Raw genomic sequence first — 25,276 nt, 5'->3', positions numbered from 1 at the left:
CGAAAGGGAACATCATGGGCAAGCGCCGGCTGCTGATGTGCGCGCCGCGCCACTACGAGATCACCGACGACAACCCCTGGACGCCCGAGAACCCCACGACCGACCGCGACGCCGCGCTGCGCGAGTGGACGGAGCTGCGCGGCGTCTACGAGCGGCTCGGGCACGAGGTCGAGCTGATCGAGCCGCTCCCGGGCCTCACCCAGATGGTGTTCGCCGCCAACGGCGCGGTCGTGGTCGGGCGGCGCGCGTTCGTCGCCCGGCCGCACAGCGAGGAGCGCGCCGGGGAGGGGCCGGCGCACGCGGCGTGGTTCCAGGACGCGGGCTACCGGGTGCGGGTCTCCGAGGCGACCAGCGAGGGCGAGGGCGATTTCCTGCTCACCGACCGGTTCCTGCTGGCGGGCACCGGGTTCCGCACCGACGCCGCGGCCCACTTCGAGGCCGGGCAGTTCCTCGGGCGGCCCGTCCTCGGCCTGCAGCTGGTGCACGCGAAGTTCTACCACCTGGACACGGCGCTGTGCGTCCTGGACGGGAACACCATCGCCTACTACCCCGAGGCGTTCTCCGCCGACAGCCGGCGCCTGCTGGAGCGGTACTTCCCCGACGCGATCATCGCCGACGACCACGACGCGGACGAGCTCGGCCTGAACGCCTTCTCCGACGGGCGGCACGTGGTCATGCACGGGTCGGCGCGGCACCTGGCGGCGGAGATCGAGCGGCGCGGCTTCGAGCCCGTCCCGGTCGACCTGCCCGAGCTGCAGCAGGGCGGCGGCGGGCCCAAGTGCTGCACGCTGGAGATGTACGAGTGGGAGCCGGCCGCCTGAGCCGTCACGCCGTGACGGCCTGCTCCCAGTCGATGCGGTACCGGTGGACGGGCGCGAACATCTGCTCCGGGGCGGGCATCGCGGGCTTGCCGCCGGACTGGCCGGCCTTGGCCTTGTTCTTGGCGGCCGCGTCCCCGGCGATCATCGCGACGCGGGGGCGGCGCAGCCGCTCGTAGGCGGCGAAGGCCGCCCCGGCGGCCGGCAGGTCGCGCAGGCAGCGGGCCAGCTCCACGGCGCTCTCGATCGCCAGGGACGCGCCCTGCCCGGAGCTGGACGAGGGGGCGTGCACCGCGTCCCCGACCAGCACCATCCGGCCGCGGTGCCAGCGCGGGACGTCCGGCATCGCCTCCATCGGGCCGACCGCCATCAGGTCCTCGGGACGGGTGCGGGCGAGCAGCTCCTCGCCCGGCACGTGCCCGGCGTACAGGCCGCGCAGCCGCGCGAGCCAGTCGGCGGCGGGAACGGCGCGGACCTGCGCGGCCGTCAGCGGGGACTCGGCGGGCAGGCTGCCGAACCAGACGATCCGGCCGTCGGGCAGCGCCCAGTGGCCCATGAAGGCGCGGCCGAACGCGAAGTGCATCATCCCCTCCTCGGCCGGCACCCCGTCGCCGGGGACGATGCCGCCGAAGCTCAGCACGCCGCCGTAGGCGGGGGCGGGCGCGTCCGGGTCGATGAGGGCGCGGACGGTCGAGCGGATGCCGTCCGCGCCGACGAGGATGTCGGCGGAGGCGGTGGAGCCGTCCGCGAAGTGCGCGGTGACGCCGCCGGGGGTCTCCTCGGCACCGGTGAACCGCTTGCCGTACTCGATCGGGACGCCTTCGGCGACCGCGTGGCCGGCCAGCGCGCGGAACAGGTCGGCGCGCGCCATGGCGCGGGTGGCGGGCAGGCCGGGGAAGCCGTGGAAGTCGGCCAGCCGGCGGCCGGTCGCGTCCGCCATCACCACGCCGGGCACCGGCTGGCCGACCGCCTCGACGGCCTTGTCGGCGCCGATGACGCCGAGGGCGGCGATGCCGTTCGGCGCGATGCTGAGCATCGCGCCGACGCCGCCGGCCGCCTCGGCGTGGCGCTCGTACACGGTCGCGGCGATGCCCGCCTTCGCCAGGGCCAGTGCCGTCACGGGGCCGGCGATGCCGCCGCCGATGACCAGGGCCGTTTTCACCGTGCTGGTAGGTGCTGCGCTCATGTCCGCTCCCATCGGTGTCGATAACTTCATAGTCACACTGAAACTAGTTTCACGTCAACTAGTAGTTCCGTGGCTAGTCTGTGCGCATGGCCGACCCCACGCGCAGTTCCCCGCTCGCCCTCACCGTGCTGTCGCTGCTGCACTACAAGCCGCTGCACCCCTACGGCATGCAGCGGCTGCTCAAGCAGTGGGGCAAGGACCAGGTCGTCAACGTCGGCCAGCGCGCCGGCCTCTACCGGACGATCGACCGGCTGACCGCCGCGGGCCTGATCCGGGTCCGCGAGACCGAGCGCGACCAGGCCTATCCCGAGCGGACGGTCTACGAGCTCACCGCCGAGGGCCGGCGCACCGCCCGCGACTGGCTCGACCGGATGCTGGCCGAGCCGAAACAGGAGTTCCCCGAGTTCCCCGCCGCGCTGTCGCTGCTGCTGATGATCTCGCCGGCCGAGGCCCGCGCCGCCCTGGAACGCCGCGCGGACCACCTCGCCCGCACCCGGACGGAGCCGGACGTCCCGCCCGCCGGCGACCTGCCCCGCGTCTCCCTGCTGGAGTCGGAGTACCTGCGGGTCGTCCGGGACGCCGAGGAGCGGTGGCTGCGCTCGGTCATCGACGACATCGACGCGGGCCGCCTCACCTGGGAGCCGGCCCAGTGACACTTCGCCGGGCATGGAAGTGACATCGCCCTAGCGTCGAAGCCATGACGCAATCGCCTGTTCGCACCGAAGTGCTCGCGGCCCTGTCCGATGCACGGCTGACGGTCCCCGAACCGGACGGCGGCGGACCGATGGCGCAGTTCCGCCGCTCGGTCAGCCGGTTCAGCAACGGCGACCGGCACGCGGCGCGGCGGGACGAGGCGGTGCGGGCGCTGCGGCCCGTCGACACCGGGGCGCTGCGCGCGGCCGTCCGCGCGCGGCTGGCGGCGGCGCCCGGCCACACCGACCTCATGCCCGCGCTGCGCACGGTGCCGGTCGCGGTGCTGGCCGAGGCGCTCGGCGTGCCCGCCGGGCGGAGCGCCGAGGTCGCCGGGCTGGTCGCGGTGATCGCGCCCGCCTACCCGCCGGGCGCGCCTCCCGCCGCCACCGCAGCGGCCGACGACGCCGTACCGGAACTGGAACGCCTGCTCGGCGCCCGGACGGCCACGCTCGGCTGCCTGCTCGTCCAGGCGTGCGAGGCGACCGCCGGCCTGATCGCCGCCTGCCTCGTCCTGCGCACGACGCCGGAGGAGGCGCTCCGGCTGGACCCGCCGGTCCGGGCCACCGCCCGGCTCACCCCGGACGGCACGCGCGTCGTGCTGGACCTGGCGGCGGCGGGCCTGCCGTTCGGCGCGGGCCGGCGCCCCTGCCCGGGCGAGGAGATCGCCCTGGCCCTGGCGGCCGGAGCCGCCGAAGCCCTCGCGGACCGCCCCGTCCTCGACGTCGCCTACGGCCCCGATGGCCCCCTGCGGGTCCCCGCCCGACTGGTGATCGCTCAGGGGCGCGGGCGCAATATCGTGGGCGGTCATGACGATCGGTGTGGAACGCGACAAGCTGGCTGAGGCGTGCGCGGCGCGGCTCGATCCCGCGACGGCCGCCGAGGTGCTCGCGATGGCCGAGCCCGCTCTGCGGATCGACTTCTGCGACGCGGCGGAGGCCGGGCGGTCCCGGTTCGGGGGCGGGGCCGTCCTGCCCGAGGGGACGACGTGGCCGCACGCCAGTGGGCTGCCGCTCACCCTGCTCGCCGTGCTGGACGTGGCGGAGCTCGGGCTGCCCGGCGAGGGGCTGCTGAACTTCTTCCACTACGACCCGGACCTGCCCTACGAGGAGTACCGGGAGTACCCGTATCCGGACCTGGACGAGGCGGGGGCCGTCCTGGCGGCGGGCGCCGGACAGGTCGTCGAGGCGCCCGCGCAGGCGACCGCCTACCTGCCGCAGCCCGTCCGCTTCTCCCCCATGCTGACACTGCCCTCCTATTGGGACGAGCGGATGGAGCACCTGCACGAGCGCGACGGCCTGTACGAGCTGCTGGACGAGTGGGGCGACCGCTACAAGGTCGACGGCGCTCCGCACCACCAGGTCGGCGGCCATGTCCAGCCCGTCCACGACGACCCGGCCCTGGAGGCCCGGCGCGAGGGCTGGGAGGGCGACTGGTGGTGCCTGCTCCAGCTCTCCTCCGACGGGCGCATGATCGACACGCAGGAGCGGCAGAGCTGGCAGTGGGGCGACTTCGGCGACGCCTACTTCATGGTCGACCGGGCCGCGCCGTGGCTCTCCCGCACCCTCATGATCGTCCAGCAGTGACGGCCAGGTGGTTGCTCACCGCGCGGATGAGCAGGCCGTAGGCGGCCGTCGTCACCAGGTCCGGGGCCAGGGACATCGAGCGCAGGACGGGCGCGCCCAGGTGCAGGTTCCCCGGCGCGGTCTGGGAGACGAAGCGCGTCGCGACGAGGGACGCCGCCGCGGCGCGGCGCCGGCGGTCGCGGCTGTAGGCCCGCAGCGCCGTCCGCGGGTCGCGGGCCAGGTGGCGCAGCAGGACCGCGACGTCCTCCAGCGCCTGGTTCATGCCCTGCGCGAAGCTCGGCGGCATCGCGTGCGCGGCGTCGCCGACCAGGAAGCACGGCCCCCGGCCCCAGACGCGGGGGACGCGGTGCCGGGTGTGCGCGAACGGCTCCAGGTCCTCGTCGGTCAGGGTGTCGAGCATCTGCGGGACGGGCGCGGCCCAGTGCCCGTAGCGGCGGCGCAGCAGGTCGAGGGGCTTGCCGGCGGGGGCGGGCCAGGGGGTGTCGAACCACCACTGCAGGAGGCCGTCGCCCGCGCCGATGAAGCCGCAGTCGCCGTCGGGGGCGAGCATCTGCAGGCCGTCGGCGCCGGGGTCGAAGGGGGCGGGCCGCAGGCACAGCCACGACGCCAGGCCGGTGGGGCGGGCCGGGCCGTCGCCGATCAGGGCGGCGCGGACGGCGGAGCGGACGCCGTCGGCGCCGATGAGCAGGTCCGCGGTGCGCTCGCCGCCCGCGGTGGCGACGCGGACGCCGTCGCCGCGGGGGCGCAGGCCGGTGACGCGCGCGCCGAACTCCACGGTGCCGGGCGGCAGGTCCGCGGCCAGGGCGGTGAGCAGCCGGGAGCGGCGGACGCCCCGGGCCACCACGCCGAGCCGGGCCGACAGGCGGCCGGCGTCCATGTCCGCGCCGCGGGCGCCGGCGGGGGTGCGCAGCCGCAGCACCCCGAGGGGCGGCCCGAGGCCGTCCGCGCGCACGCCGAGCGCGGCGAGCGCCGCCGCGCCGTTGTGCCAGAGGGTGACGGCGCCGCCGCCGGTGCGCAGTGCGGGCGCCTCCTCCAGCACCGTCACCTCGTGCCCGGCGGCCAGCAGGCCGCGGGCGGCGGCGAGCCCGGCGATCCCCGCCCCGGCGATGATCACGCGCATGCTATCTCCTACCTCTTGTAGTACTACAAGTTGTAGAGCATGGAGCGGGGGGACGCCAGGCCCAATCCCGTCAGGGGCGCCAGGCGGCGGCGCGCTCCTCGGCGTAGGCCTTCAGGGAGCGGGGCGGGCGCCCGGTGACCTGCTCGACGGTGCCGGTCACCGGCGCGAAGACCCCGTCGCGGACCATCCGGAACAGGGCCCGCATCCCGGCGACCGTGCCCTCGTCCGCGCCCGCCGCGCGCAGCGCCGCGGCGTGCTGCTCCTCGTCGATCGGGACATAGCGGACGTCCCGCCCCGCCGCCGCGCCCAGGGACTCGGCGACCGCGGCGTGGGTCAGCGCCTCGGGGCCGGACAGGACGTAGGTCCGCCCGCCGTGGCCGTCCTCGGTGAGCGCGGCGGCCGCCACCTCGCCGACGTCGCGGGTGTCGACGAACGCCACCGGGGCGTCGTCCGCCGGGAGCGCCAGCGTGCCGGTCTCGCGGAGGAGCCCGGCGAAGGCGCCCTCGTCGAAGTTCTGCAGGAACCAGTTCGGCCGCAGGACGGTCCACTCCCGGCCCGAGGCGCGCACGTCCGCCTCCCAGCCCGCCATCAGCAGCTCGTCCCCGGCCACATCGGCGCCGAGCGCCGAGAGCAGGACGACCCGGCGCACCCCCGGCGCGGCGGCCAGCAGCTCGCCGGGCAGCCCGGCGCCGTCCGGCAGGGCGTAGGGGCCGACCAGGTACAGGGCCTCCGCGCCGCGCAGCGCGGGCTCCCAGGTGGCGCGGTCCGCCCAGTCGAAACGGACCCCGTCCGGGCCGGCCGGGTGGCGGCTCGCCGCGCGGGCCCGCACGCCGCGCGCTGCCAGGGCCTCCACGACGGGCCGCCCGGTCTTGCCGGTCGCTCCGATCACCACGGTGTTCATCGTTCTCCTCCGGTTCGGTCGGTACGTGATCAACCTAGGCAGGGCGCGGAGGATGATGAATGGCAGATCGTCCGCATTCCATGTCTGATCGTCCTGGTATCCAGGTGTGCGGATATAGGATCTGGGCCATGGACGTGCTCTCCGACGTGCTCGCCGCCATGCGCACCGGCCGGCCCCGCGCGGCGCGCACCGTGGCGCGGGCGCCGTGGGGGCTGGACTTCCCGGCGATCACCGGCAGCGCCTTCCACGTCGTGCTCCAGGGCACCTGCTGGCTGCTGCCCGAAGCGCCGGGCGAGCCGCTGGCGCTCGGGCCGGGCGACATCGTCCTGCTGCGGACGGGCAGCGCCCACGCCCTCGCCGACGCCCCGGCCACCCCGCTGACGCCCTTCGCGCCCAGCCGGTCCGCGCCGTCGTCGCCGATCGGGCGGTTCCGCATCGACGGCCCCGGCGCGCGCTCGGTGCTGCTCTGCGGCGCCTACCAGCTCGACCGCGCCCGCCCGCACCCGCTGCTGAACGCGCTGCCGGAAATCGTCCACCTGCCGGCCCGGCCCGGCCGGCACCCCGAGCTGACCGGCCTGGTGGCCCTGCTCTCCGCCGAGCTCGACCGCGAGCGCCCCGGCGGCGACGGGATCGTCCCCGCCCTCATCGACGGGATGCTGCTGTACATCCTGCGCGCCTGGGCGGACGAGCAGGCGCCCGCCGCGGGCTGGGCGCGGGCGCTGGCCGACCCGGCGGTCGGCCGCGCCCTGCAGTGCGTCCACGACGAGCCGGACCGCCCCTGGACGGTGGAGGAGCTCGCCGCGCGCGGCGGCCTGTCGCGCTCGGTGTTCGCGCAGCGGTTCACCGCGCTGGTCGGCGAGCCGCCGCTGACCTACCTGACGCGGTGGCGGATGACCACGGCCGGGCGGCTGCTCCGCGAGACCGACGACCCCATCGCCGTCGTGGCGAGGCGCGTCGGCTACGCCTCGGAGTTCGCGTTCGCCAAGGCGTTCAAGCGCGCGTACGGCACTCCCCCGGGCCGCTACCGCCGCCCCGCCGAGGCGGCTACGGCCGGGCGGTGACGCGGTACCTCAGGTGGGTGACGCCCTGGTCCGGCACGATCTCGAAGGGGCCGTCCAGGTCGACCGGGGCGTTCGCGACGTGGTCGAAGAAGGGCGTGCCGCCGCCCAGCAGGAGCGGGACGAGCGCGACCCAGATCTCGTCGAGCAGGCCCGCGGCCAGGCACTGGCGGGCGATCGTGCCGCCGTTCACGCCGACGTCGCGGCCGCCGGCCAGCTCCCGGGCCCGCGCGACGGCCGCGCCGATGTCGGAGACGAAGGTGAACGGCGCGTCCGGGCGCGGCCAGCCGTCCGGGACGCTGTGCGACACCACGACGACGGGGCGGTCGAAGGGGTGGCTGCCGCCCCAGCCGCCGGTGAGGTCGAACAGCCGGCGGCCGACGACGAACGCGCCGAGCGCCGCGATGTCGCGCCGCAGCAGCTCGGCGCTCGCCTTGGTCATGTGCCAGGTCAGCTCCGGATGGGCGGTCTCGACGACCTGGTCGCCGTTGCCGTACCAGGCGAACAGGCGGTCGAAGCCCGACTCGTCCGGGCCGGCGATGTAGCCGTCCAGGGACATGCTCGCGGCGGTGATGACCTTGCCCATGGTTGCCGCTCCTCTCGTCGGAGGTGCAGACCCCGGCGGGCCGCCGAACTCATCGCCGGCCGAGCATGGCGTCGACCGAGCGGGCGAAGTCCTTGGTGGTGAAGCAGTTCGGCTCGGCGAACTCCTCCATGACCAGGGCCTGCTCCCACGTCATCGACGCGGCCTGGCGTAGGAGCGGGACGGCCATGAGCTGCGCGTGCTCGGGCGTCGCCAGCGCGCGCTCGCACCACCACAGCGCGCGCGCAAGCAGCTCCTCGTGCGGGACGACCTCGTTGACCAGGCCGTACTCCAGCGCCTTGGCGGCGTCGATGTGCTCGCCCGACAGGTAGTACTGGACGGCCCGCTGGTAGCCGAGCCGGTGCGTCAGGTGCCAACTCGTGCCGACCTCGGGCAGCAGCCCGAGCCGGCCGAACGCGGGCACGATCACGGCCCGCTCGGACGCCACGACCAGGTCGGAGGCGAACGCCAGCGCCAGCCCGACGCCGGCGGCGGCGCCGTTCAGCGCCGACACCACCAGGGTGTCGCTGCCCGCGATCAGCCGGACGCAGCCACCGAACTGGTACCGGATCCAGCGCCACGGCATGGTGGCGCCCTCCTCGTCGGCGGGGTCGGCGAGGCGCCGCACCGTGTCCGCCATGAGGCTCAGGTCGCCGCCCGCGTTGAAGCCGGGGTCGGCGCCGGTCAGTACGATCGCGCGCACCTCGGGATCGGCGGTCAGCTCGGCGAGGGCGTCCTGCAGTTGGACGGTCATCGCGGCGCTCAGCATGTTGAGCTTGCCGGGGTCGGACATGGTGACCACGGCGTGGCCGGGGCGGCGCTCGACCCGGACCAGCGTGCGGGTGTCGGCGCGGGCCTGCGCGGCGATCTCGGCATAGGACATGGGGCCTCCTCAGCGATAGAACTTTATTCTGTTACCAACGAGTAGAGTTCTGCAAGGGCATAATCCGGTTCCGTGGACGGCGACTCGGGGCAGGACCGGATCCTGCGCGCCGCGCTCACCTGCTTCGGCCGGGACGGCGCGGCCGCGACCACGCTCACCGCGCTCCGCAAGGAGGCCGGGGTCAGCGTCGGCAGCTTCTACCACCACTTCCAGAGCAAGGAGGAGGTGGTCGCGGCGCTGTTCGCCGCGTCGCTCGGCCGCTACCAGCGCGAGTTCACCGCCGAGCTGCGCCGCCACCCCGACCCGGGCGAGGCGGTCGCGGCGATCGTGGCCTTCCACGTCGCCTGGTGCGCGCGCGAGCGCGAGCACGCCCGGTTCCTGTTCACCGAACGGCGGCCGCGCGAGGACGACCCCGGCGCCGCCGCCCTCGCCGAGCAGAACCGCGCCTTCTTCGGCGAGGTGCTGGCGTGGTGGCGGGTCCAGCGGCACCACGGCGCGCTGCGGCCGCTCGACCTGACGACGGCGTTCGTCCTCTGGCTCGGGCCCGCGCAGGAACTGTGCCGGATGTGGCTGACGGGCCAGGTGCCCGAGCCGTCCGCCGAGCAGGTCGCGCTGCTCGGCGACGCCGCGCGCCGCGTGCTGACCCCTTAGTCGAAGGCGCTCGCCGGGATGACGGGCGTGACCAGCAGCCGCCCGGTCAGCCCGACCGTCTGCGCCAGGATCGCCACCGAGGTGTCGTAGAGGCGGTGGATCTCGCGCTGCGGCCAGAGCGCCTCCACCGTGCACCAGGCCATGTCGCGGGCGCGCGCGATGCTGAAGCTGCCCACGATGTGCTTCAGCGCCTCGGCCTCCTTGGTGGCGAACTTCAGCAGCTCGGGCTCCACCTCGCCGCGCGCCTGCGCCTCGACCTGCGCGAGCAGCTCGTTGACGCGCAGGAAGTCGGCGTGCACCGGCCGGGTGCCCGGCTCGACGCCGCGCTCGGCGCAGGCCGCGACCACCGCGAGCGCCAGGTCGTGATTGACGTGGGCGTTGATGCCGGCCAGCACGAACTGCAGCGACCAGACGGCGTGGTCGTCGCGGGCCTGGAACAACGGGCGCCAAGACGGGTCGGCGCCGCCGTCGGCCACGTTGGCGAAGTACAGGCCGGCGAACAGCTCGTCCAGCCGCTCGACGAACCGGCCGTCCTCGAAGAACCCCTCGGTGAGCCGCGCGGCGACCAGCTCGGTGACGCGGAGATAGACGCGGTTGAAGCAGGCGACTCCGTCCCGGGGGTCCAGCTCCCGGTCGATCTCCCGCATCCGGTCGACGACGTCCGCGATCGCGCCCATGACCCCAGCCTAGAACGCCGCACCGGTGCTGGTCAGGCAGGCAGGCCGACGAGGTCGGCCATCCGCTCGGCCGCGTGCTCGAAGAACGGCCCGGCCGGGTCCAGGGTGCCGGCCAGATGCCCGAAGAGCTCGAAACCGACCGTGCCGAACAGCTGCGTCCAGGCGATCGCGACGCGCACGACCAGCGGGCCGGGCAGGCCCTCCGCGACGGCCGCGGCGACCCGCGCGGCCTGGCCGTCCAGCTCCGCCGCCAGATCGTCCGCGGGCGCCGGCAGGTCGCCCGCCCGCCAGGCGTCGCCGACGACGCCGAACAGCACCAGCGGGACGCGGGCGGCGGGCACGAGCGTCGTCTCGGGCGCGGCGTAGCCGGGCACCGGCGACCCGTAGACCAGGGCGTACTCGTGCGGGTGCGCGACGGCCCACGCCCGGACCGCGCCGCACGCCGCGCGCCACCGCTCCCGGTATCCCGGGCCGGCCGCCCGCTCGGCCGCCTCCACCGCCGCGCCGACCGCGTCGTAGGCGTCGATGATCAGGGCGGTGAGCAGCTCGTCCCTGCTCGCGAAGTAGCGGTACAGGGCCGAGGAGACCATGCCGAGCTCGCGGGCGACCGCGCGCAGCGACAGGCCCTGCGCCCCGGCGGCGGCGAGCTGCCGCCGCGCCTCCCGCTTGATCTCGGCGGTGAGTTCCGCCCTGGCCCGCTCCCGTGCCGTCCGGCTCGCGCTCATGCCCGCAGTCTGCCATCCCAGAGAGCGCTGAACAAATTAGAGAGCAGTGCTCTTGCACGCCCGGCCCGGATCGTGCACACTGATCTCAAACGAGAGCACTGCTCACAAAGGGAGCCGAGATGGACGCCACCACCCGCAACATCCAGGGCGCCGGCATGGAGATCTACTTCAACAAGGCCGTCGCCTGGCTGACCCGCCGCGGCGTCAGCCTCCTCGGCAGCCGGCTGCTGGCCGTCCGGGGCCGCACCAGCGGCGAGTGGCGCACCACCCCCGTCAACCTGCTCACCTTCGAGGGCGAGCGCTACCTGGTCGCGCCGCGCGGCCACACCCAGTGGGTGCGCAACATGCGCGCCGCGGGCGGCGGCGAGCTGCGGCTCGGCCGCCGCACCGAGGAGTTCACCGCCACCGAGCTGGCCGACGACCGGAAGAACCCGCTGCTGCGCGCCTACTTCAAGCGCTGGGGCTGGGAGGTCGCCCGCTTCTTCGACGGCCCGATCAAGGACGCCGACGACGCCCGCCTGGCCGAGCTGGCCCCCGGCGTCCCCGTCTTCAAGATCTCCTAGAACCGCGCCGCCCCGGCGCGAGCGGGTCCGGGCCGTCGGTCAGCGGGCCTCCTCGACGCCGATGTGGACGCGGTGGTGGCGCGGCCGCTCGATCTCATCCAGGACGGCGATCGCGAAGTCGGCGTAGGAGATGCGGCTCTCGGGGTCGGCCGGCGCGACCCGGTAGGAGCCGGTGCGCGAGCCCTCGTGGTCGGAGGCACTGTGGTCGGAGGCACTGTGGTCGAAGTCGCCGGACGGGCTCAGCACCACCCAGTCCAGCCCGGCCGGCGCGGCGCGCAGCGCGTCGTTCCCGGCGGCGTGGCCGAGGAAGAAGCCGCGGTACTCCTGCGGGTAGCCGGGGGTGTCCATGAGGGGCGTCCCGGACGCGTCCGGCAGGACCGACGCGAGCCCCACCGACACCAGCCGGACGCCGGACGGCAGCCCCTCGGCCAGGGCGTTCGATGCGGCGGCGAAGAACTCGGCGGGGTCGGCACCGGGGCTGTAGGTGGAGTTGACCGCGGCGTCGTGCCCGGCGGCGAGCGCGGCGACCGACGCCGGGTCGGTGACGTCGCCCGCGACCGCGTCCAGGCCGGGGTGCGCGGCCGGGTCGCGGACGACCGCGGTGACCTCGTGCCCCCGGCGGCGCGCCTCGGCGGCGACCGCGCGGCCGCCCCGGCCGCCCGCTCCGAAAACGATGATCCTGGCCATGGTGGTCCCCTTCCGGAACCCGGCCGGTCCCGCTGACCGGCCGGTGCCCGAAAGCTACTGAAGGGGGTGGTTTCCTCTCGGATACCTTGGCCCTGTGCGCGCTCCTCTGGATCCCGACATGTTCGACCCGGTCTGCCCGTCCACGCTGTCGCCGTTCCGGTTCGGCGACAAGTGGACCCCGCTGGTCATCCGCTGCCTGGAGGACGGGCCGCGGCGGTTCTCCGAACTGCGGGTGCCGCTGCGCGGCGTCACCGCCAAGGTCCTCACCACGACGCTGCGCAACCTGCAGCGCGACGGGTTCGTCTCGCGCGCCGAGCACGGCCGGCAGGTGGAGTACGCGCTGACGCCGCTCGGCCGCAGCATGCTCGGCCCGATCAACGAGGCGTGCGCCTGGGCCGAGGAGCACTGGGACGAGCTGCTGGACGCCCGCGAGGAGTCCGGCCGGTCTCGCTGACGCCGGACGGCCCGGCTCCCGTCAGGTTCTGCGGGTGATGACCATGATGTATTCGCAGGGGGCGTTCGTCCGGTTGGCGAAGCCGTGGTCGGTGTGGGCCTGGAAGAACAGGGAGTCGCCCGCGTCCAGGGCCTCGCTGATCCCGCCGATCATGACGGTGAGGGTGCCGTCGAGCACCACGATCTGCTTCTCCGTGCCGGGCGGATAGGCGGGCAGCAGGCCGGTGGAGACCTGCGCGGGGAGGTAGTGGGCGATCATCTCGGCCCCTCCCGCGCCCGGGGCCGCCGACACCATGTGCCGCTCGAAGCCGGTCTCCGGGTCGCGGAAGACGGGGCGCTCGTCCTTGCGCATGACGACGGCCGCGCCGGACGCGGCGGCGGCCGACGCGCCGATCAGGTCCGAGAGCGGCGCGTCGAGCGCGTGGGCGATCCTGGACGCCACGCCGATCGTCGGGCTCTTCTCGCCGCGTTCGACCTTGGACAGCATCGCCCGGCTGACCGACGACCGCGTGGACAACTGCTCCAGCGTCAGGCCCGCCTCCTCGCGGCGCCGCCGCACGTTACCGCCGAACGCGCCGGCCGGGTCGTCGCCGTGCCGCGGCTCGGCCGCGTTCTCGTCCTGCTGGGCCACCGTGCTCCCCGATCGATGGATACCTCGCCGGCCACAGTGTAGGGTTTCTTCTAAAGAAGATGATGTCTTCTATTGAAGACGAGCGCCGCGCGCTCGACACGAGGGGGGTTCCATGCGTCTGGTCTCGAGTGGCCGGCTCCATGCCACGTTCGAATTCGGCGAACTGCAGGTGGTCTCGTTGCGGGACGGGTACATCGACATGCCGCCGACGCGGCTCCGCGACGAGGACGGGGACGCGCTCGGCGAGCTGCCGGCCGCCGTCCCGCTGGCCGGCGACAACCTGCGGCTGTCGGTCAACGCCTTCTTCGTCACCGACGGCACGCGGTCGGTCCTCATCGACACCGGCGCGTCCGACGTCTGGCACGACCCCACCATGGGACTGATCTACGACGCGCTGGACGAGGCGGGGATCGACCGCGCGCGCGTCACCGACGCGGCCATCACCCACCGGCACGAGGACCACGTGAGCGGCCTGATCACGCCGGACGGCGCCGAGGCGTTCACCGGACTCGAGCGCGTGTGGATCGGCGCGGGCGACGCCTCGGTGTTCACCGGGCGGCTCGAGCCGATCCGCGACCGGGTCGTGCCCGTGTCGGACGAGGTCGCGATCAACGACTGGATCACCGCGGTCCCGACACCGGGCCACACGCCCGGCCACACCGTCTACGACGTCAGGAGCGGCACCGGCCACCTGCTGGCCTGGGGCGACACCGTGCACGTCCCCACGCTCCAGTTCGGCCGGCCGAACGTGTCCTGGGAGCTCGACGGCGACCAGCCCCAGGCCCGTGCCGCGCGGGCGGCGCTCCTCGAACGGCTGACCCGGCCGCACCACTTCGTGGCCGGCGCCCACCTGGACTCACCCGGCATCGCCCGCGTGACCCCCTCCGGCGACGGTTACGCGCTGGACTACCTCGCCCCGCCGATCGGCTGACCGAGCCCGCCGGGTCAGGGGTTGCGGACGGCCTCGATGACGCTGGACAGCCCGTCCGCGCCGTGCCCGGCGTCGACCGCGCGCTGGAACAGGTCGCGCAGCGCGGCCGGGCCGCGGGTGTCGATGCCGGCGTCGGCGGCGGCGTGCACCAGGTGCTCGGCGCCGGTCTTCTGCATCAGCAGGCTGTTCTCGCCGCCGGGGTAGGCGCCGGCCTCGATCTCGGCGGTGAGGATCTTCAGGAAGCCCATCGGGCCGTCCCCGGCGAGCGCGGCGGTGTTCCCGGCGGCGTACGGCAGCAGCCGCGACGCCGGGACCCCGGCGGAGCCGACCAGCGCGACCGCGTGCATGTAGGCGGCCAGCGTGGACCAGAACAGGTACAGCTCGGCCTGGTAGAACAGCATCGCCAGGCCCGGGTCGTCGCCCTGGTGGTCGGCGCGGCCGAGGACCTCCAGCGTCGCGCGGTGCCGGTCCAGGGCGTCGCGCGGGCCGCTGTAGTGGACGTAGGCGCCGGGCGTGCCGATGCCGGGCGGCGGCACCATGATCCCGCCGGTGAGCAGCACGGCGCCGTGCCCGGCCGCCCAGTCGGCGGCGGCGCGCAGCTCGGTGGGACTGCCGGAGCTGAGGTTGACCAGCGTGCGGCCCTTCAGCGCGGCCTCGGATCCGCCGAGCGAGTCGTACATGGCCTGGTAGTGGGTCTGGCTGATGACGACCAGCTCGGCGGCGGCGAGGGCGTCGGCCGGGGTGGCGGCGAGCGCCGCGCCCTTCGCGGCGAGCGGGGCGGCCTTGGCCGCGGTGCGGTTCCAGACGGTGATGGGGTGGCCGGCGGCCAGGAAGGCGGCGGCCATCGTGGCGCCCATCGGGCCGAGGCCGACGACGGTGACCGGGGACTTGGCGGGCATCTGCTCTCCTTCGGGTGGGTTGCGTGCTCCACCTTGGTCCGGGGCGCTTCGGGACGGCTTCGGGTCCGCTACGGCTACGCTGATCAGGTGCGTTTCGGGGTGCTGGGTCCGCTCGCGGTGTGGTCCGGCGACGGGACCGCGGTGCGCGTCCCCGACGCCAAGGTCCGCACGCTGCTCGCCGCCTTGCTGACCCGCCCCGGCCAGGCCGTGTCCGCCGACCGGCTGATCGACGCCCTGTGGCCGGAGCGGCCGCCGCGCGACCCGGCCGGCACGCTCCAGGCGCGGGTGTCGCAGCTGCGCCGCGCGCTGGAGGACGCCGAGCCGGGCGGGCGCGCGCGAGTGGTGACCCGGCCGCCCGGCTACGCGGTCGAGGGCGAAGTGGACGCCGTCCGGTTCGCCGCGCTCGTCGAGCAGGCGCGCGCGGTGGACGACCCGCAGGCGAAGGCCGGTCTGCTCTCCGATGCCCTCGCGCTGTGGCGCGGACCGGCGTTCGCGGGCTTCGCCGACGAGGAGTTCGCCCGACCCGCCGTCGCCCGCTTGGACGAGCTGCGCCTCACCGCCGTGGAGGAGCACGCCGAGGCGCGGCTCGCGCTCGGTGAGCACGCGGCGCTCGCCGACGAGCTCGCCGAGGCGGTCGCGGAGCATCCGCTGCGCGAGCGGCTGCGCGCCGTCCACCTGCGCGCGCTGTACCGGGCCGGGCGGCAGGGCGAGGCCCTCGCCGGTTATGACGACCTACGAGTTCGCCTCAGCGAAGTATTGGGCGCGGATCCCGGGCCCGAGCTGGCCGCGTTGCACCAGGCGATCCTGCGGCAGGACCCGGCGCTCACGCCGCGCCGCTCGAACCTGCCCGCCCCGCTCACCCGCCTGGTCGGCCGCGACGCGGCGGTCCGCGAGACCGGCGCGCTGCTCGCGGCGGCGCGGCTGGTGACGTTGACCGGGCCCGGCGGCGTCGGCAAGACGCGGCTGGCGCTGGAGGCCGCCGCCGCACACCCTGAGGACGTGTGGCTGGTGGAGCTGGCGGCGGCCCGCCCCCGCGACGAACTCGCCGAACTGGTCGCCGGGACGCTCGGCGTCCGCGACCAGTCCCCCGCCGGCCTGGCCGACGCGCTGCGCCCCCGGCGGCTGCTGCTCGTGCTGGACAACTGCGAACACGTGGCCGAGCCGGTCGCTGAGCTGGCCGCGCGGCTGCTCGCCGCCGCGCCCGGCCTGCGTGTGCTCGCCACGAGCCGCGAACCGCTCGGCGTCCCCGGCGAGCGGGTGCTGGCGGTGCCGCCGCTCGCACCGGACGACGCGGCGGCGCTGTTCGCCGCGCGCGCCCCCGGCCTGATACCCGATGCCGAGTCCGAGCCGTGGATCGCCACGATCTGCAAGCGGCTGGACAACCTGCCGCTCGCGCTGGAGCTGGCCGCCACCCGCGTCCCCGCGTTCGGCGTGCGTGGGCTCGCCGAGCGGCTGGACGACCGGTTCGGCGTGCTGGACGGCGGGCGGCGCGGCGGCCCGGCCCGGCAGCGCACGCTCCGCGCCGTGATCGACTGGAGCTGGGAGCCGCTGCCGGAGGAGGAGCGCGCCGCGCTGCGCCGCCTCGCGGTGCACGCGGACGGCTGCACACTGGAGGCCGCCGAGGCGACCTGCGGGCCCGCCGGGGTGCTGGCGCGGCTCGTCGACCGGTCGCTGGTGGTGCGGACCGGCGACCGGTACCGGCTGCTGGAGTCGGTCGCCGCCTACGCCCTGGAGCGGCTGCGCGAGGCCGGCGAGGAGGACGAGGCCCGCCGCCGGCACGCCCGCTACTACACCGGGCTCGCCGAACGCGCCGACCCGCTGCTGCGCGGTCCCGAACAGGTCGCCTGGCTGGCGCGGCTCGACGCCGAGGCCGCGAACCTGCGCGCCGCGCTCGCTGTCGGCGAGTACGCGCCGCGGCTCGTCGACGCCCTGTCCTGGTACTGGTTCCTGCGCGGCCGGGCCGGTGAGGCCCGCCGCGCCACCGCCGCGGTCCCGCAGGCGTTCACCTGGCACACCGCGTTCACCATGCTGTCCGGCGAGGGCAGCGACTCCGAGGAGCTGCGGCTCGCCGCGCTCGCCCGCGACGACCGCCCCTGGGCGCGCTGGTTCCTCAGCTTCACGCACTGGCCTTACGGGGACCTGGCCGCCAACGAGGCGCGGATCGAGGAGGCGCTCGCCGGCTTCCGCGCGGCGGGCGACCGCTGGGGCACCGCCGCCGCCCTCGCCACCCGCGCCAAGACGGCCGTGGTGCGCGGCGACCTGGCCGCGATGGAGCGCGACGCCGCCGAGAGCCGCGCGCTGTTCGGCGAGCTCGGCGACGCCTGGGGCACGCTGGAGGCGACCGACGCCCTCGGCCGCGCCGCCGAGATCACCGGCGACTACCCGCGGGCCGCCGCGCTGCGCCGCGACTGCCTGCGCCTCGCCCGGGAGCTCGGCATGAAGTCCGAGGAGGCGTTCGCGCTCGCCGGGCTCGGCCGCGTCGCGCTGCTCACCGGTGACCTGGACGAGGCCCGCGACCTGCACGAACAGGCGCACCGGCTGGCCGTGCGGCACGCGGCCCGGTCGGCGCAGGAGTTCGCCGAGGTGGGGCTCGGCCTCGTCGCCCGGCGGCGCGGCGACCTGGGCGCCGCCGAGACGCACCTGCGCGCGGTGCTCGGCTGGCTGCGCCGCATCGGCGGCGGCACCGGCGTCGCGTTCGCGCTTACCGAACTGGGGTTCGTCGCCGAGCAGCGCGGCGACGCCGCCGCGGCGCTGGCGCTGCACCGCGAGGCGCACGCCATCGCACTCGGCACCGGCGATCCGCGCGCCGTCGCGCTCGCGCTGGAAGGCCTCGCCGGGGCGCGCTCGCTGGCCGGGGAGCATGCCGAGGCGACCCGGCTACTCGCCGAAGCGGAAGGGCTGCGGGCGGCGGCCGGGGTGCCGCTGCCGCCCGGTGAGCGCGGCGACGTCGATCGGATCAGGGCCCGCCTGGCGGGATAATCCAGGCATGTTGCAAGGTCGGGGGGACGAACAGGCCGCGATCGGGGCGCTGCTGGAGGGCGCCCGCGCGGGGGCGGGCGGCGCGCTCGTCCTGCACGGCGAACCGGGCGCGGGCAAGTCCGCGCTCCTCGCCGACGCCGCCGACGGCGTCCGGACGCTCCGCGCGACCGGAGCCGAACCCGAGCAGGGCCTGGCGTTCGCCGCCCTGCACCAGCTGCTGCACCCGGTCACCGGCCTGCTGGACGCCCTGCCCGTCCCCCAGCGGGACGCGCTGCGCGGCGCGCTCGGCCTCGCCCCCGGCACCGCCGACGCCCGCTTCCTCGTCGCGGCCGGGGTGCTGTCGCTGCTCACCGAGGCGGCGGGCGACGGCGTCCTGCTGTGCCTGCTGGACGATTTCCAGTGGTTCGACCGGGCCTCGGCGGACGCGCTGCTGTTCGCGGCCCGCCGCCTCGGCGGCGAACGCGTCGCCCTGCTGGCCGCGACCCGCGACCCGGCGCCCACCCGCGGCCTGCCGTCGCTGCACGTCACCGGCCTGGACGCGGCGAGCGCGAGCACCCTCCTGCCCGGCGCCTCGGCCCCGGTGCGGGACCGCCTGGTGGAGCTGACCGGCGGCAACCCGCTGGCGCTCACCGAGGCCGCGCGCGTCCTGTCCCCCGCGCAGCTCGCCGGGCGCGAGCCGCTGCCCGACCCGCTGCCGGTCGGCGGGGCGCTGTTCGCCGAACGGCTCGCGCGGCTGCCCGAGGCGACCCGCGCACTGCTGCTCGTCGCCGCCGCCGAAGGCCAGGGCGACCTGGACACGATCCTGCGCGCCGCCCGCGAGCTTGGCGCGGACGCGGGCGACCTGTCCCCAGCCGAGTCCGCCGGGCTGATCACCGTGGACGGCCCGGCGCTGCGTTTCCGGCACCCGCTGATCCGGTCCGCCGCCTACACCCCCGCCGACCGCCGCCGCGCGCACGCCGCGCTCGCGGTGGCCGCCCGCGACGCCGACCGGCGGGCCCGGCACCGCGCCGCCGCCACCGTCGGCCGGGACGCCGCCGTCGCGGACGAGCTGGCCGACGCCGCCGCGCGGGCCGACGCACGCGGCGGCCACACCGACGCCGCGACCGCCTGGACCCGCGCCGCCGACCTCACTCCGGACCCGGCCGTGCGCGCGCGCCGCCTCGCCGCAGCCGCGACCGCCGCGTGGCTCGGCGGCCGTCCCGGACAGGCCGAGACGTGCCTGGCCGCCGCCCGGGAACTGGCCGAGGACCCCGAGCTGCTCGCCGAACTGGCCCGGCTGCGCGGCCGGTTCGAGCTGAACTCCGGCGACGCCGCCGAGGCCCAGCGCATCCTGCTGGACGCCGGGGCGCTCGCCGACGCGGCCGAGGCAGCGGGCCACGTCGGCGACATCGCGGCGCTCGTCGACATCGGCCACCGCGCCGAGAAGACGCCGGCTCCGTTCCTGCGGGACGTCCTCACCGGCATCGGCGCGACGCTGAGCGGCGACCTCGCACGCGGCGGCCCGCTGCTGCGTGCGGCGCTCGCCCAGGCGGACGGCCTGACCACCGCCGCCGAGCTGCTGTGGGCGGCCACCGCCGCGTCCTACCTCGGCGAGGCGGACGTGGCCGCCGCGCTCACCGTCCGCGCCGGCCGGATCGCGCGCGTGTCCGGGACGGCCGGGCAGCTGCCCGTCGTGCTGGAGTTCGTCTCGACGGGCGAGCGCATCGCCGGGAACCTCGCGCTCGCCGCCGCCGTCGCCGAGGAGGGCCTCGCGCTCGCCCGCGAGGCCGGCTACACCAACTCCGCCGCCGCCCACCTGGCCAATCTCGCCGCCGTCGCGGCGATCCAGGGGCGCGAGGAGGAGTGCGCCGAGTACGCGCGCGAGGCCCTCGCCATCGCGATCCCGCACCGGGTCGGGCTGCGCGTCAGCGTCGCGGTCTACGCGCTCGGGATGCTGGACCTGTCGCTCGGCCGGTTCGCGGCGGCGCACGCCCGGTTCGCCTCGATGGTCACGGCTGGTCCAGGCGCGGGGCATCCGGCGTCGGTGCGGCGGTCCGCGCCCGACCGGATCGAGGCCGCCGTCTTCGCGGGCGAAACGGATGCCGCCCGCGAGGCCCTGTCCGCCTACGAAGGCTGGACGTCCGACGCCGCGACGTCTGAAGCGCGCGCGCTGCTGTCCCGCTGCCGCGCCCTGCTCGCGGACGGCGACGACGCCGTAGCGCTCTACGAGGAGGCGCTGCGGCTGCACGCCGGATCGCCGTTCGACGAGGCCCGCACCGCGCTCCTCTACGGGGAGCGGCTGCGGCGCGCGCACCGTGCTGGTGACGCGCGCGCGCCGCTGCGCGCGGCGGCCGAGACGTTCGGGCGGATCGGCGCCGCTCCCTGGGCCGACCGTGCCTTGGCCGAACTGCGCGCCGCAGGCGAGGCCGCCGCCGCGCCCGCTCCGGACGCGCTCGCCGCGCTGACGCCGCAGGAGCTGCGCATCGCCGGGCTGGTCGCGGGCGGCGCGTCCAGCAAGGAGGTCGCCGCGACGCTGTTCCTCAGCCCGCGCACCGTCGAGTACCACCTGTACAAGATCTATCCCAAGCTCGGCATCTCCTCCCGTACCGAGCTGGCCCGGTACTGGGCGGCACGCGGCCAGTAGGACTACGGATGGCCCCGGTACCGCGTCCGGCCAGACTCCTGGTCATCAGCACAACGGACAGGAGCACCGCATGCGCATCATCACCAACGGGCCGGTCGAGCTGTGGACCGAGGAGTTCGGGGACCCGGCGCACCCGCCGGTGCTGCTCATCGCCGGGTCGATGGCGCAGGGCGTGACCTGGCCGGACGCCCTCGTCGGCCGGCTCGCCGCGGCCGGCCGCCGGGTCATCCGCTACGACCACCGCGACACCGGCCGGTCCAGCGCGCTGGACTTCGCCGCGACCCCCTACACGTGGGCCGACGTGAAGGACGACGCGCTCGCCGTCCTGGACGGCTACGGGATCGATTCGGCGCACATCGTCGGCCACTCGGCGGGCGGGATCCTCGGCCAGTGGATCGCCGCCGAGCACCCCGAGCGGGTCCGCACGCTCACCGTCATCGCCTCGTCGCCGCTCGGGCGCGGTGAGGGCGAGACGTTCACCCGCGCGCTGATGGGCGAGCCGCGCCGCCCGCACGACCTGCCCTATCCGCGGCCCGAGCTGATCGAGTTCTTCGGCAAGGCGGCGGTGAATCCGCCCGCGCCGGACCGCGCCTCGCTGATCGACTTCCAGATCGGGCTGGCCCGCGTCCTGCACGGCACCGGGCTGCCGTTCGACGAGGACGGGCAGCGCCGCCAGGAGGAGCGGATCTTCGACCGGGACCGCGACCCCGCGACGGTCGCCAACCACCAGCGGGCCTTCGCCGCCGACCCGGGCTTCGAGCCGGCGGACGCGCTCGGCCGGATCACCGCGCCGACACTGGCGATCGAGGGCACCTGCGAGCCCGCCAAGCCCGGCCACTCCGCGCTGATCGCCGAGGCCGTCCCGGGCGCCGAACTGCTGATGGTCGAGGGGATGGGCCACGGCTTTCCCGCCGAGGTGCACGCCGGGCTGGCCGACGCCATCGTCAGCTGGACGAAGCGGTGATCCCGAGGTCGAGGCGGGCCAGCTCGCCCCGCGATGTCACGCCGAGCTTCGGATACGCCTTGTACAGGTGGTAGCCGACGGTCCGCGGGCTGAGGAAGAGCCGGCCGCCGATGTCGCGGTTGCTGAGCCCGTCCGCCGCCAGCCGCACGACCTGCAGTTCCTGCGGGGTGAGGCGGGCGGCGAGGTCCTCGTCGCGCACGCCGGCGTCGACGACGCTCTCCCCCGCCGCGCGCAGTTCGGTGCGCGCGCGCTCCGCCCACGGGGTGGCGCCCATCCGCTCGAAGATGTCGAGTGCGGAGTGCAGGAGCGCGCGCGCATCGTTGCGGCGGTGCGAGCGGCGTAGCCACTCCCCGTAGAGCAGCTCGGTGCGCGCGCGCTCGAACGGGACGGTGTCCTGCCGGTGCAGCTCGACGGCCCGTGCGTAGACGTCGTCGGAGGGGGCCAGCAGCGCCGCGCAGCGCAGCGCGATCGCATCGGTCCAGGGCCGCCCGATCTGCGCGGCCCACGTGCGGTACGCCGCGGCGGCGTCGCGGCCCTCCTCGGGGCGGCCAGCGCGGACGGCGGCCTCCACCAGGTCGGGCAGGCTCCCGATGCCGCCCTGGCGGTCCGGCCCCGACAGCAGTGCGGCGAGCCGGTGCAGCGCGGCCTCGTGGCGGCCGAGGCCGAGGTCGAGCAGCGCGAGCGCGCCGGCCGCGTGCACGCTGCTCGGCGGCACGTCGCGGGCGAGCGCCTCGGCGGCCTGCGCGGCGCACTCGGCCTCGTCGCCGCGCTGCGCGGCCAGCAGCGCGAGGACGGTCGCCTGGTAGATGCGGATGCGGTGCTGGCCGGTGTCGCGGGCGACGTCCATGCCCTCGGTGGCGGCGGTCAGCGCGTCGCGGGACCGGCCGAGCATCAGCAGCGCCCGCGACAGCACCATCAGCGCCGGGGACAGCAGCCCGATCGCGCCGTCGGCGCGGAACCGCTCCTCCAGCGGCGCGGCGATGGCGCGGGCACCCGCCGGGTCGCCGAGCATGATGTGCCAGAGCGCCGCGCGCACCCGGTCGCGGGGGCCGGCCCGGTCGCCCATCCAGTCGAGCAGGTCGCGCAGCGCGGCGACGCCGCCGGCTTTCAGCGGCTGCTGCCCGGCGAACATCGTGGCGACGGCGCGCACCCGCGCCGCGTCCGGCACGCCGAGCTCGGCCGCCCGCTCGGCGGTCCGGGCGAGCGCGCCGAAGTCGCCGGCGTTCCCGGCCGACAGCGCGGCCTCGAACATCAGCCGGCCGGCGGTGCCCGGGTCGCGGCCGGCCACCTCCAGCGCGGTGGCGAGCAGCAGCCGGTGCGCCTCCCCGGCGCGGTCCTGCTCGTCGGCGAGCGAGGCGCGCAGCAGGACGAGCCCGGCGCGCTCCACCGGGTCGGCCAGGTCGGCGGCGGCGTCGCCGGCCAGCCGGACGGCCTCGGCGGGCATCCCGGCGTCGGCGGCGGCCCGCGCCGCGACCGCGAGGCGGCGGCCTCGGTCGCGGGCGTCCGGGCTGAGCCGGGCGGCGCTCTCGTACATCACCGCGGTGCCGGCGTTGCCTCCATGCGCGCGCTCGACCTCGGCGGCCTTCTCCAGCACGGCGGCGGCGCCCTCGTCCGGACCGGTCGCGCCGCGCCCGACATGCCAGGCGTGGTGGCAGACGTCGCCGCGCGCCGCGTACACCTCGGCGAGCTCCCGGTGCGCGGCCAGACGCAGCCGCAGCGGCGCGTCCTGGTAGGCGGCGGTGCGGATCAGCGGGTGCCGGAACTCGATGCGGCCCTGGCCGGACCGGACGAGCCGCGCGCGCTCGGCGGGCTCCAGGTCGGCGGCCGACGCGCCGAGCCGCCCGGCGGCGGCGAGCACGACGCCGAGGTCGCCGAGGTCGTCGGACGCGGCGGCGGCGAGCAGCGCCCGGGTCGCCTCGGGCAGCGCGGCGAGGCGCTCGGCGAACGTCCGGCGGAGCCGCTCGTAGGTGGAGCCGGCCGCCCGGTCCTCACGGCGCGCGGCGGGCAGTTCCAGCAGCGCGAGCGGGTTGCCCATCGCCTCGGTGAGGATCACATGGCGGGCGTTCGGGGACAGCCCGGCGGCATGCCCGGCCAGCAGCGACTCGGCGGCCGCGTCGTCCAGGCCGGCCAGCGTCAGCTCCGGCAGGCCCGGCGCGGCGAACTCGGGGGCGTCCAGGGTGCGGGCCGCGAACAGCATCGCGATCGGCTCGGCGTCCAGGCGCCGCGCGGCGAACAGCAGCGCCTCGGCCGTCGGGCCGTCCAGCCAGTGCGCGTCGTCGACCAGGCAGAGCAGCGGGCGCTCCTCGGCCAGGTCCGACAGCAGCGTCAGCACGGCGAGGCCCACCAGGAACCGGTCGCCGCCGGCCGCCGCCTCGCCCTGGCCGAGCGCGCCGCGCAGCGCCCGCGCCTGCGGCCCGGTGAGCGAGTCCGCCTGCGCCAGGTGCGGGCCGAGCAGCATGTGCAGGCCCGCGTAGGGCATGCCGTGCTCGCTCTCGATGCCGGTGCTGCGCAGCACCCGCATGTCGGCGGCGGCGTCCGCGGCGTGCGCCAGCAGCGCCGACTTGCCGATCCCGGCCTCGCCGCGCACGACCAGCGTGCCGCTGCGCCCCCCGCGGGCCCGTTCCAGCAGCAGTTCGATCGCCTCTGTCTCGGCGCGGCGCCCCTCAAGCATGTCGGCAACCCTACTCAAGCTGCGGTTTTGCCCGCGTTGTGCAGCACGGTGAACAGCGTCTCCTCCGACTGGGCGCCCGCCAGCAGCCGCCCGCCCAGCAGGAACGCCGGGACGCCGCGCAGCCCGAGCCCGCGCACCCGGTCCAGCTCGGCGCGCAGCTCCGCCTCGCCCCCGTCGCGCCAGGCCACCCCGGTCTCGGCGGCGAGCCGCCGCAGCACCGCCGGGTCGGCGACGTTCAGCCCGTCCGAGTGGTGCGCGCGGAACAGCCGCCCCACCATCGCCTCGCCCCTGCCCTGCGCGGACGCGACCGCGATCAGCCGGTGCGCGCCGAAGGTGTTCGACATGACCGCGCCCTCGTGCCGGAACACCAGCCCCTCCTCGGCGGCCTTGGCGGTGATGCCCGCGATCGCGTCCGCGGTGTCGTCGCCGAACGAGCGGCGCAGCACCTCCACCTTCGGCTCGCCCTCGACGGTCGCGTCCGGGTTCAGCTGGTACGGCAGGAACGCGAGCTCCAGCTCACCGCCCGCCGCGCGGAACCGGGCGGCGGCCCGCTTCAGCCGGGCGAAGGCGAAATACGACCACACGCAGGGGATGTCCAGCACCATGTCGAGCCTCATGTCCGCTCCCTTTCCTCGTCCCCTGGAACGCTAGGAAGCGGACGGCACGCGCGGCATCCGTCAGATGACCGGCCGTCGCGGCAAGGTAGGACTTCCTCACCCCGGCGCCAATGTTCTCTGGTGCTATGGGCCGGGTTATCGTCCTTTGTATACGGGTCCGGCAGCGAGGCCCGCTCCGAGCAGGGGAGCCCTGCGGAGCGTTCCGCGCCGCGCTCCGCCGTTCTCCCCGCCCGTCCGGGCGGTGCTTCCGAAACGCCCCCCTGGCAGCCCGCCCGGCGTGTCCGCGCCCGGTTCGTTCTCCGGTGCCGCCGGGACGCGGACGCCCCGGGGCCGCCGCATCATCCCCCCCGTGCGGCGGCCCCGGGGTCCGTCGTGATTGA

General features: G+C 76.0%; 24 protein-coding genes. 12 read left to right on the top strand and 12 right to left on the bottom strand.

Translation table 11 applies throughout. The annotated features are described in order from the left end of the window. The first annotated feature begins 14 nt into the window (after window positions 1-14). Window positions 15-821 carry a dimethylargininase gene (ddaH, locus tag ACRB68_RS19060; protein ID WP_207709732.1) on the top strand — a complete coding sequence of 269 codons (807 nt, stop codon included), beginning with the start codon at window positions 15-17 and terminating at the stop codon, window positions 819-821. A 4-nt stretch (window positions 822-825) separates the two neighbouring features. Here the strand turns inward: ddaH and ACRB68_RS19055 are convergent, their stop codons facing one another. Beyond that, the gene (locus ACRB68_RS19055) at window positions 826-2,004 is read right to left on the bottom strand and encodes an FAD-dependent monooxygenase (protein WP_153533983.1); all 1,179 of its coding nucleotides are present in this window, start codon (window positions 2,002-2,004) and stop codon (window positions 826-828) included. Between the two features lie 86 nt (window positions 2,005-2,090). Here ACRB68_RS19055 and ACRB68_RS19050 point away from each other — a divergent pair, with 86 nt between their 5' ends. Genes ACRB68_RS19050 through ACRB68_RS19040 form a run of 3 tightly spaced genes read left to right on the top strand, consistent with a single transcriptional unit; the run spans window position 2,091 to window position 4,280 of the window. Beyond that, window positions 2,091-2,657 carry a PadR family transcriptional regulator gene (locus ACRB68_RS19050; RefSeq protein ID WP_153533981.1) on the top strand — a complete coding sequence of 189 codons (567 nt, stop codon included), beginning with the start codon at window positions 2,091-2,093 and terminating at the stop codon, window positions 2,655-2,657. A gap of 44 nt (window positions 2,658-2,701) precedes the next feature. Further along, window positions 2,702-3,538: a cytochrome P450 family protein gene (locus ACRB68_RS19045; protein WP_153533979.1), complete on the top strand. Its 837-nt coding sequence runs from the start codon at window positions 2,702-2,704 to the stop codon at window positions 3,536-3,538. Beyond that, window positions 3,504-4,280 carry a DUF1963 domain-containing protein gene (locus tag ACRB68_RS19040; RefSeq protein ID WP_153533977.1) on the top strand — a complete coding sequence of 259 codons (777 nt, stop codon included), beginning with the start codon at window positions 3,504-3,506 and terminating at the stop codon, window positions 4,278-4,280. The genes ACRB68_RS19045 and ACRB68_RS19040 overlap by 35 nt, the downstream gene beginning before the upstream one ends. On the opposite strand, the gene ACRB68_RS19035 is transcribed toward ACRB68_RS19040, so the two are convergent. Both ACRB68_RS19035 and ACRB68_RS19030 read right to left on the bottom strand, forming a co-directional pair. Next, the gene (locus tag ACRB68_RS19035) at window positions 4,261-5,400 is read right to left on the bottom strand and encodes an FAD-dependent oxidoreductase (protein ID WP_153533975.1); all 1,140 of its coding nucleotides are present in this window, start codon (window positions 5,398-5,400) and stop codon (window positions 4,261-4,263) included. The two genes, ACRB68_RS19040 and ACRB68_RS19035, sit on opposite strands and share 20 nt — an antisense overlap. 70 nt (window positions 5,401-5,470) lie before the next feature. Continuing rightward, a complete protein-coding gene (locus tag ACRB68_RS19030; protein ID WP_153533973.1) occupies window positions 5,471-6,301 on the bottom strand; it encodes an NmrA family NAD(P)-binding protein in 831 nt (276 codons plus the stop codon). Between the two features lie 128 nt (window positions 6,302-6,429). Here ACRB68_RS19030 and ACRB68_RS19025 point away from each other — a divergent pair, with 128 nt between their 5' ends. Then, on the top strand, window positions 6,430-7,362 hold the full coding sequence (locus ACRB68_RS19025) for an AraC family transcriptional regulator (RefSeq protein ID WP_153533971.1): 933 nt from the start codon (window positions 6,430-6,432) through the stop codon (window positions 7,360-7,362). On the opposite strand, the gene ACRB68_RS19020 is transcribed toward ACRB68_RS19025, so the two are convergent. Together ACRB68_RS19020 and ACRB68_RS19015 are read right to left on the bottom strand one after the other, a co-directional pair. Beyond that, entirely contained in the window at window positions 7,346-7,945 is a 600-nt protein-coding gene (locus ACRB68_RS19020) for a dihydrofolate reductase family protein (protein ID WP_153533969.1), read from the bottom strand. The genes ACRB68_RS19025 and ACRB68_RS19020 overlap by 17 nt on opposite strands. Before the next feature lie 49 nt (window positions 7,946-7,994). Then, on the bottom strand, window positions 7,995-8,825 hold the full coding sequence (locus ACRB68_RS19015) for an enoyl-CoA hydratase/isomerase family protein (RefSeq protein WP_153533967.1): 831 nt from the start codon (window positions 8,823-8,825) through the stop codon (window positions 7,995-7,997). Between the two features lie 72 nt (window positions 8,826-8,897). Between ACRB68_RS19015 and ACRB68_RS19010 the strand changes: the two genes are divergently transcribed. Further along, window positions 8,898-9,476, top strand: coding sequence for a TetR/AcrR family transcriptional regulator (locus ACRB68_RS19010; protein WP_328594413.1), 579 nt, complete (start codon window positions 8,898-8,900; stop codon window positions 9,474-9,476). Here ACRB68_RS19010 and ACRB68_RS19005 read toward each other — a convergent pair. Continuing rightward, window positions 9,473-10,153 carry a DUF5995 family protein gene (locus ACRB68_RS19005; RefSeq protein WP_153533965.1) on the bottom strand — a complete coding sequence of 227 codons (681 nt, stop codon included), beginning with the start codon at window positions 10,151-10,153 and terminating at the stop codon, window positions 9,473-9,475. The genes ACRB68_RS19010 and ACRB68_RS19005 overlap by 4 nt on opposite strands. Window positions 10,154-10,185: 32 nt before the next feature. Beyond that, the gene (locus ACRB68_RS19000) at window positions 10,186-10,878 is read right to left on the bottom strand and encodes a TetR/AcrR family transcriptional regulator (protein ID WP_153533963.1); all 693 of its coding nucleotides are present in this window, start codon (window positions 10,876-10,878) and stop codon (window positions 10,186-10,188) included. Between the two features lie 119 nt (window positions 10,879-10,997). On the opposite strand from ACRB68_RS19000, the gene ACRB68_RS18995 reads away from it, so the two are divergent. After that, window positions 10,998-11,441, top strand: coding sequence for a nitroreductase family deazaflavin-dependent oxidoreductase (locus ACRB68_RS18995; protein ID WP_153533961.1), 444 nt, complete (start codon window positions 10,998-11,000; stop codon window positions 11,439-11,441). Between the two features lie 39 nt (window positions 11,442-11,480). On the opposite strand, the gene ACRB68_RS18990 is transcribed toward ACRB68_RS18995, so the two are convergent. Continuing rightward, window positions 11,481-12,128: an NAD(P)-dependent oxidoreductase gene (locus tag ACRB68_RS18990; RefSeq protein ID WP_153533959.1), complete on the bottom strand. Its 648-nt coding sequence runs from the start codon at window positions 12,126-12,128 to the stop codon at window positions 11,481-11,483. A 94-nt stretch (window positions 12,129-12,222) separates the two neighbouring features. On the opposite strand from ACRB68_RS18990, the gene ACRB68_RS18985 reads away from it, so the two are divergent. Continuing rightward, complete coding sequence (locus ACRB68_RS18985) at window positions 12,223-12,582, top strand: winged helix-turn-helix transcriptional regulator (RefSeq protein WP_328594411.1); 360 nt, start codon at window positions 12,223-12,225, stop codon at window positions 12,580-12,582. A 21-nt stretch (window positions 12,583-12,603) separates the two neighbouring features. Here the strand turns inward: ACRB68_RS18985 and ACRB68_RS42515 are convergent, their stop codons facing one another. Beyond that, the gene (locus ACRB68_RS42515; RefSeq protein ID WP_207709731.1) at window positions 12,604-13,212 is read right to left on the bottom strand and encodes a helix-turn-helix domain-containing protein; all 609 of its coding nucleotides are present in this window, start codon (window positions 13,210-13,212) and stop codon (window positions 12,604-12,606) included. 112 nt (window positions 13,213-13,324) lie between these two features. Between ACRB68_RS42515 and ACRB68_RS18975 the strand changes: the two genes are divergently transcribed. Further along, a complete protein-coding gene (locus tag ACRB68_RS18975; RefSeq protein ID WP_153533957.1) occupies window positions 13,325-14,143 on the top strand; it encodes an MBL fold metallo-hydrolase in 819 nt (272 codons plus the stop codon). Window positions 14,144-14,157: 14 nt separating this feature from the next. Here ACRB68_RS18975 and ACRB68_RS18970 read toward each other — a convergent pair whose 3' ends face one another. Then, window positions 14,158-15,042 carry an NAD(P)-dependent oxidoreductase gene (locus ACRB68_RS18970; RefSeq protein WP_153533955.1) on the bottom strand — a complete coding sequence of 295 codons (885 nt, stop codon included), beginning with the start codon at window positions 15,040-15,042 and terminating at the stop codon, window positions 14,158-14,160. Window positions 15,043-15,129: 87 nt separating this feature from the next. Here ACRB68_RS18970 and ACRB68_RS18965 point away from each other — a divergent pair, with 87 nt between their 5' ends. The 3 genes from ACRB68_RS18965 to ACRB68_RS18955 all read left to right on the top strand — a co-directional run bounded on the left by ACRB68_RS18965 (window position 15,130) and on the right by ACRB68_RS18955 (window position 21,608). Continuing rightward, window positions 15,130-18,021, top strand: coding sequence for a BTAD domain-containing putative transcriptional regulator (locus ACRB68_RS18965; protein WP_328594408.1), 2,892 nt, complete (start codon window positions 15,130-15,132; stop codon window positions 18,019-18,021). Between the two features lie 7 nt (window positions 18,022-18,028). Continuing rightward, entirely contained in the window at window positions 18,029-20,644 is a 2,616-nt protein-coding gene (locus ACRB68_RS18960; RefSeq protein WP_153533951.1) for an AAA family ATPase, read from the top strand. Between the two features lie 70 nt (window positions 20,645-20,714). Next, on the top strand, window positions 20,715-21,608 hold the full coding sequence (locus ACRB68_RS18955; RefSeq protein ID WP_153533949.1) for an alpha/beta fold hydrolase: 894 nt from the start codon (window positions 20,715-20,717) through the stop codon (window positions 21,606-21,608). Here the strand turns inward: ACRB68_RS18955 and ACRB68_RS42510 are convergent. Both ACRB68_RS42510 and ACRB68_RS18945 read right to left on the bottom strand, forming a co-directional pair. Then, on the bottom strand, window positions 21,589-24,279 hold the full coding sequence (locus tag ACRB68_RS42510; protein ID WP_153533947.1) for a helix-turn-helix transcriptional regulator: 2,691 nt from the start codon (window positions 24,277-24,279) through the stop codon (window positions 21,589-21,591). The genes ACRB68_RS18955 and ACRB68_RS42510 overlap by 20 nt on opposite strands. A gap of 14 nt (window positions 24,280-24,293) precedes the next feature. After that, complete coding sequence (locus tag ACRB68_RS18945) at window positions 24,294-24,896, bottom strand: DsbA family oxidoreductase (RefSeq protein WP_153533945.1); 603 nt, start codon at window positions 24,894-24,896, stop codon at window positions 24,294-24,296. Window positions 24,897-25,276: the final 380 nt, after the last annotated feature.

The organism is Actinomadura macrotermitis, assembly GCF_009604375.1.
GTDB classification, from domain to species: Bacteria; Actinomycetota; Actinomycetes; order Streptosporangiales; family Streptosporangiaceae; genus Spirillospora; species Spirillospora macrotermitis.
Note: the sequence above shows the minus strand (reverse complement) of the source record. Positions and strands in the feature narration are given on the sequence as shown.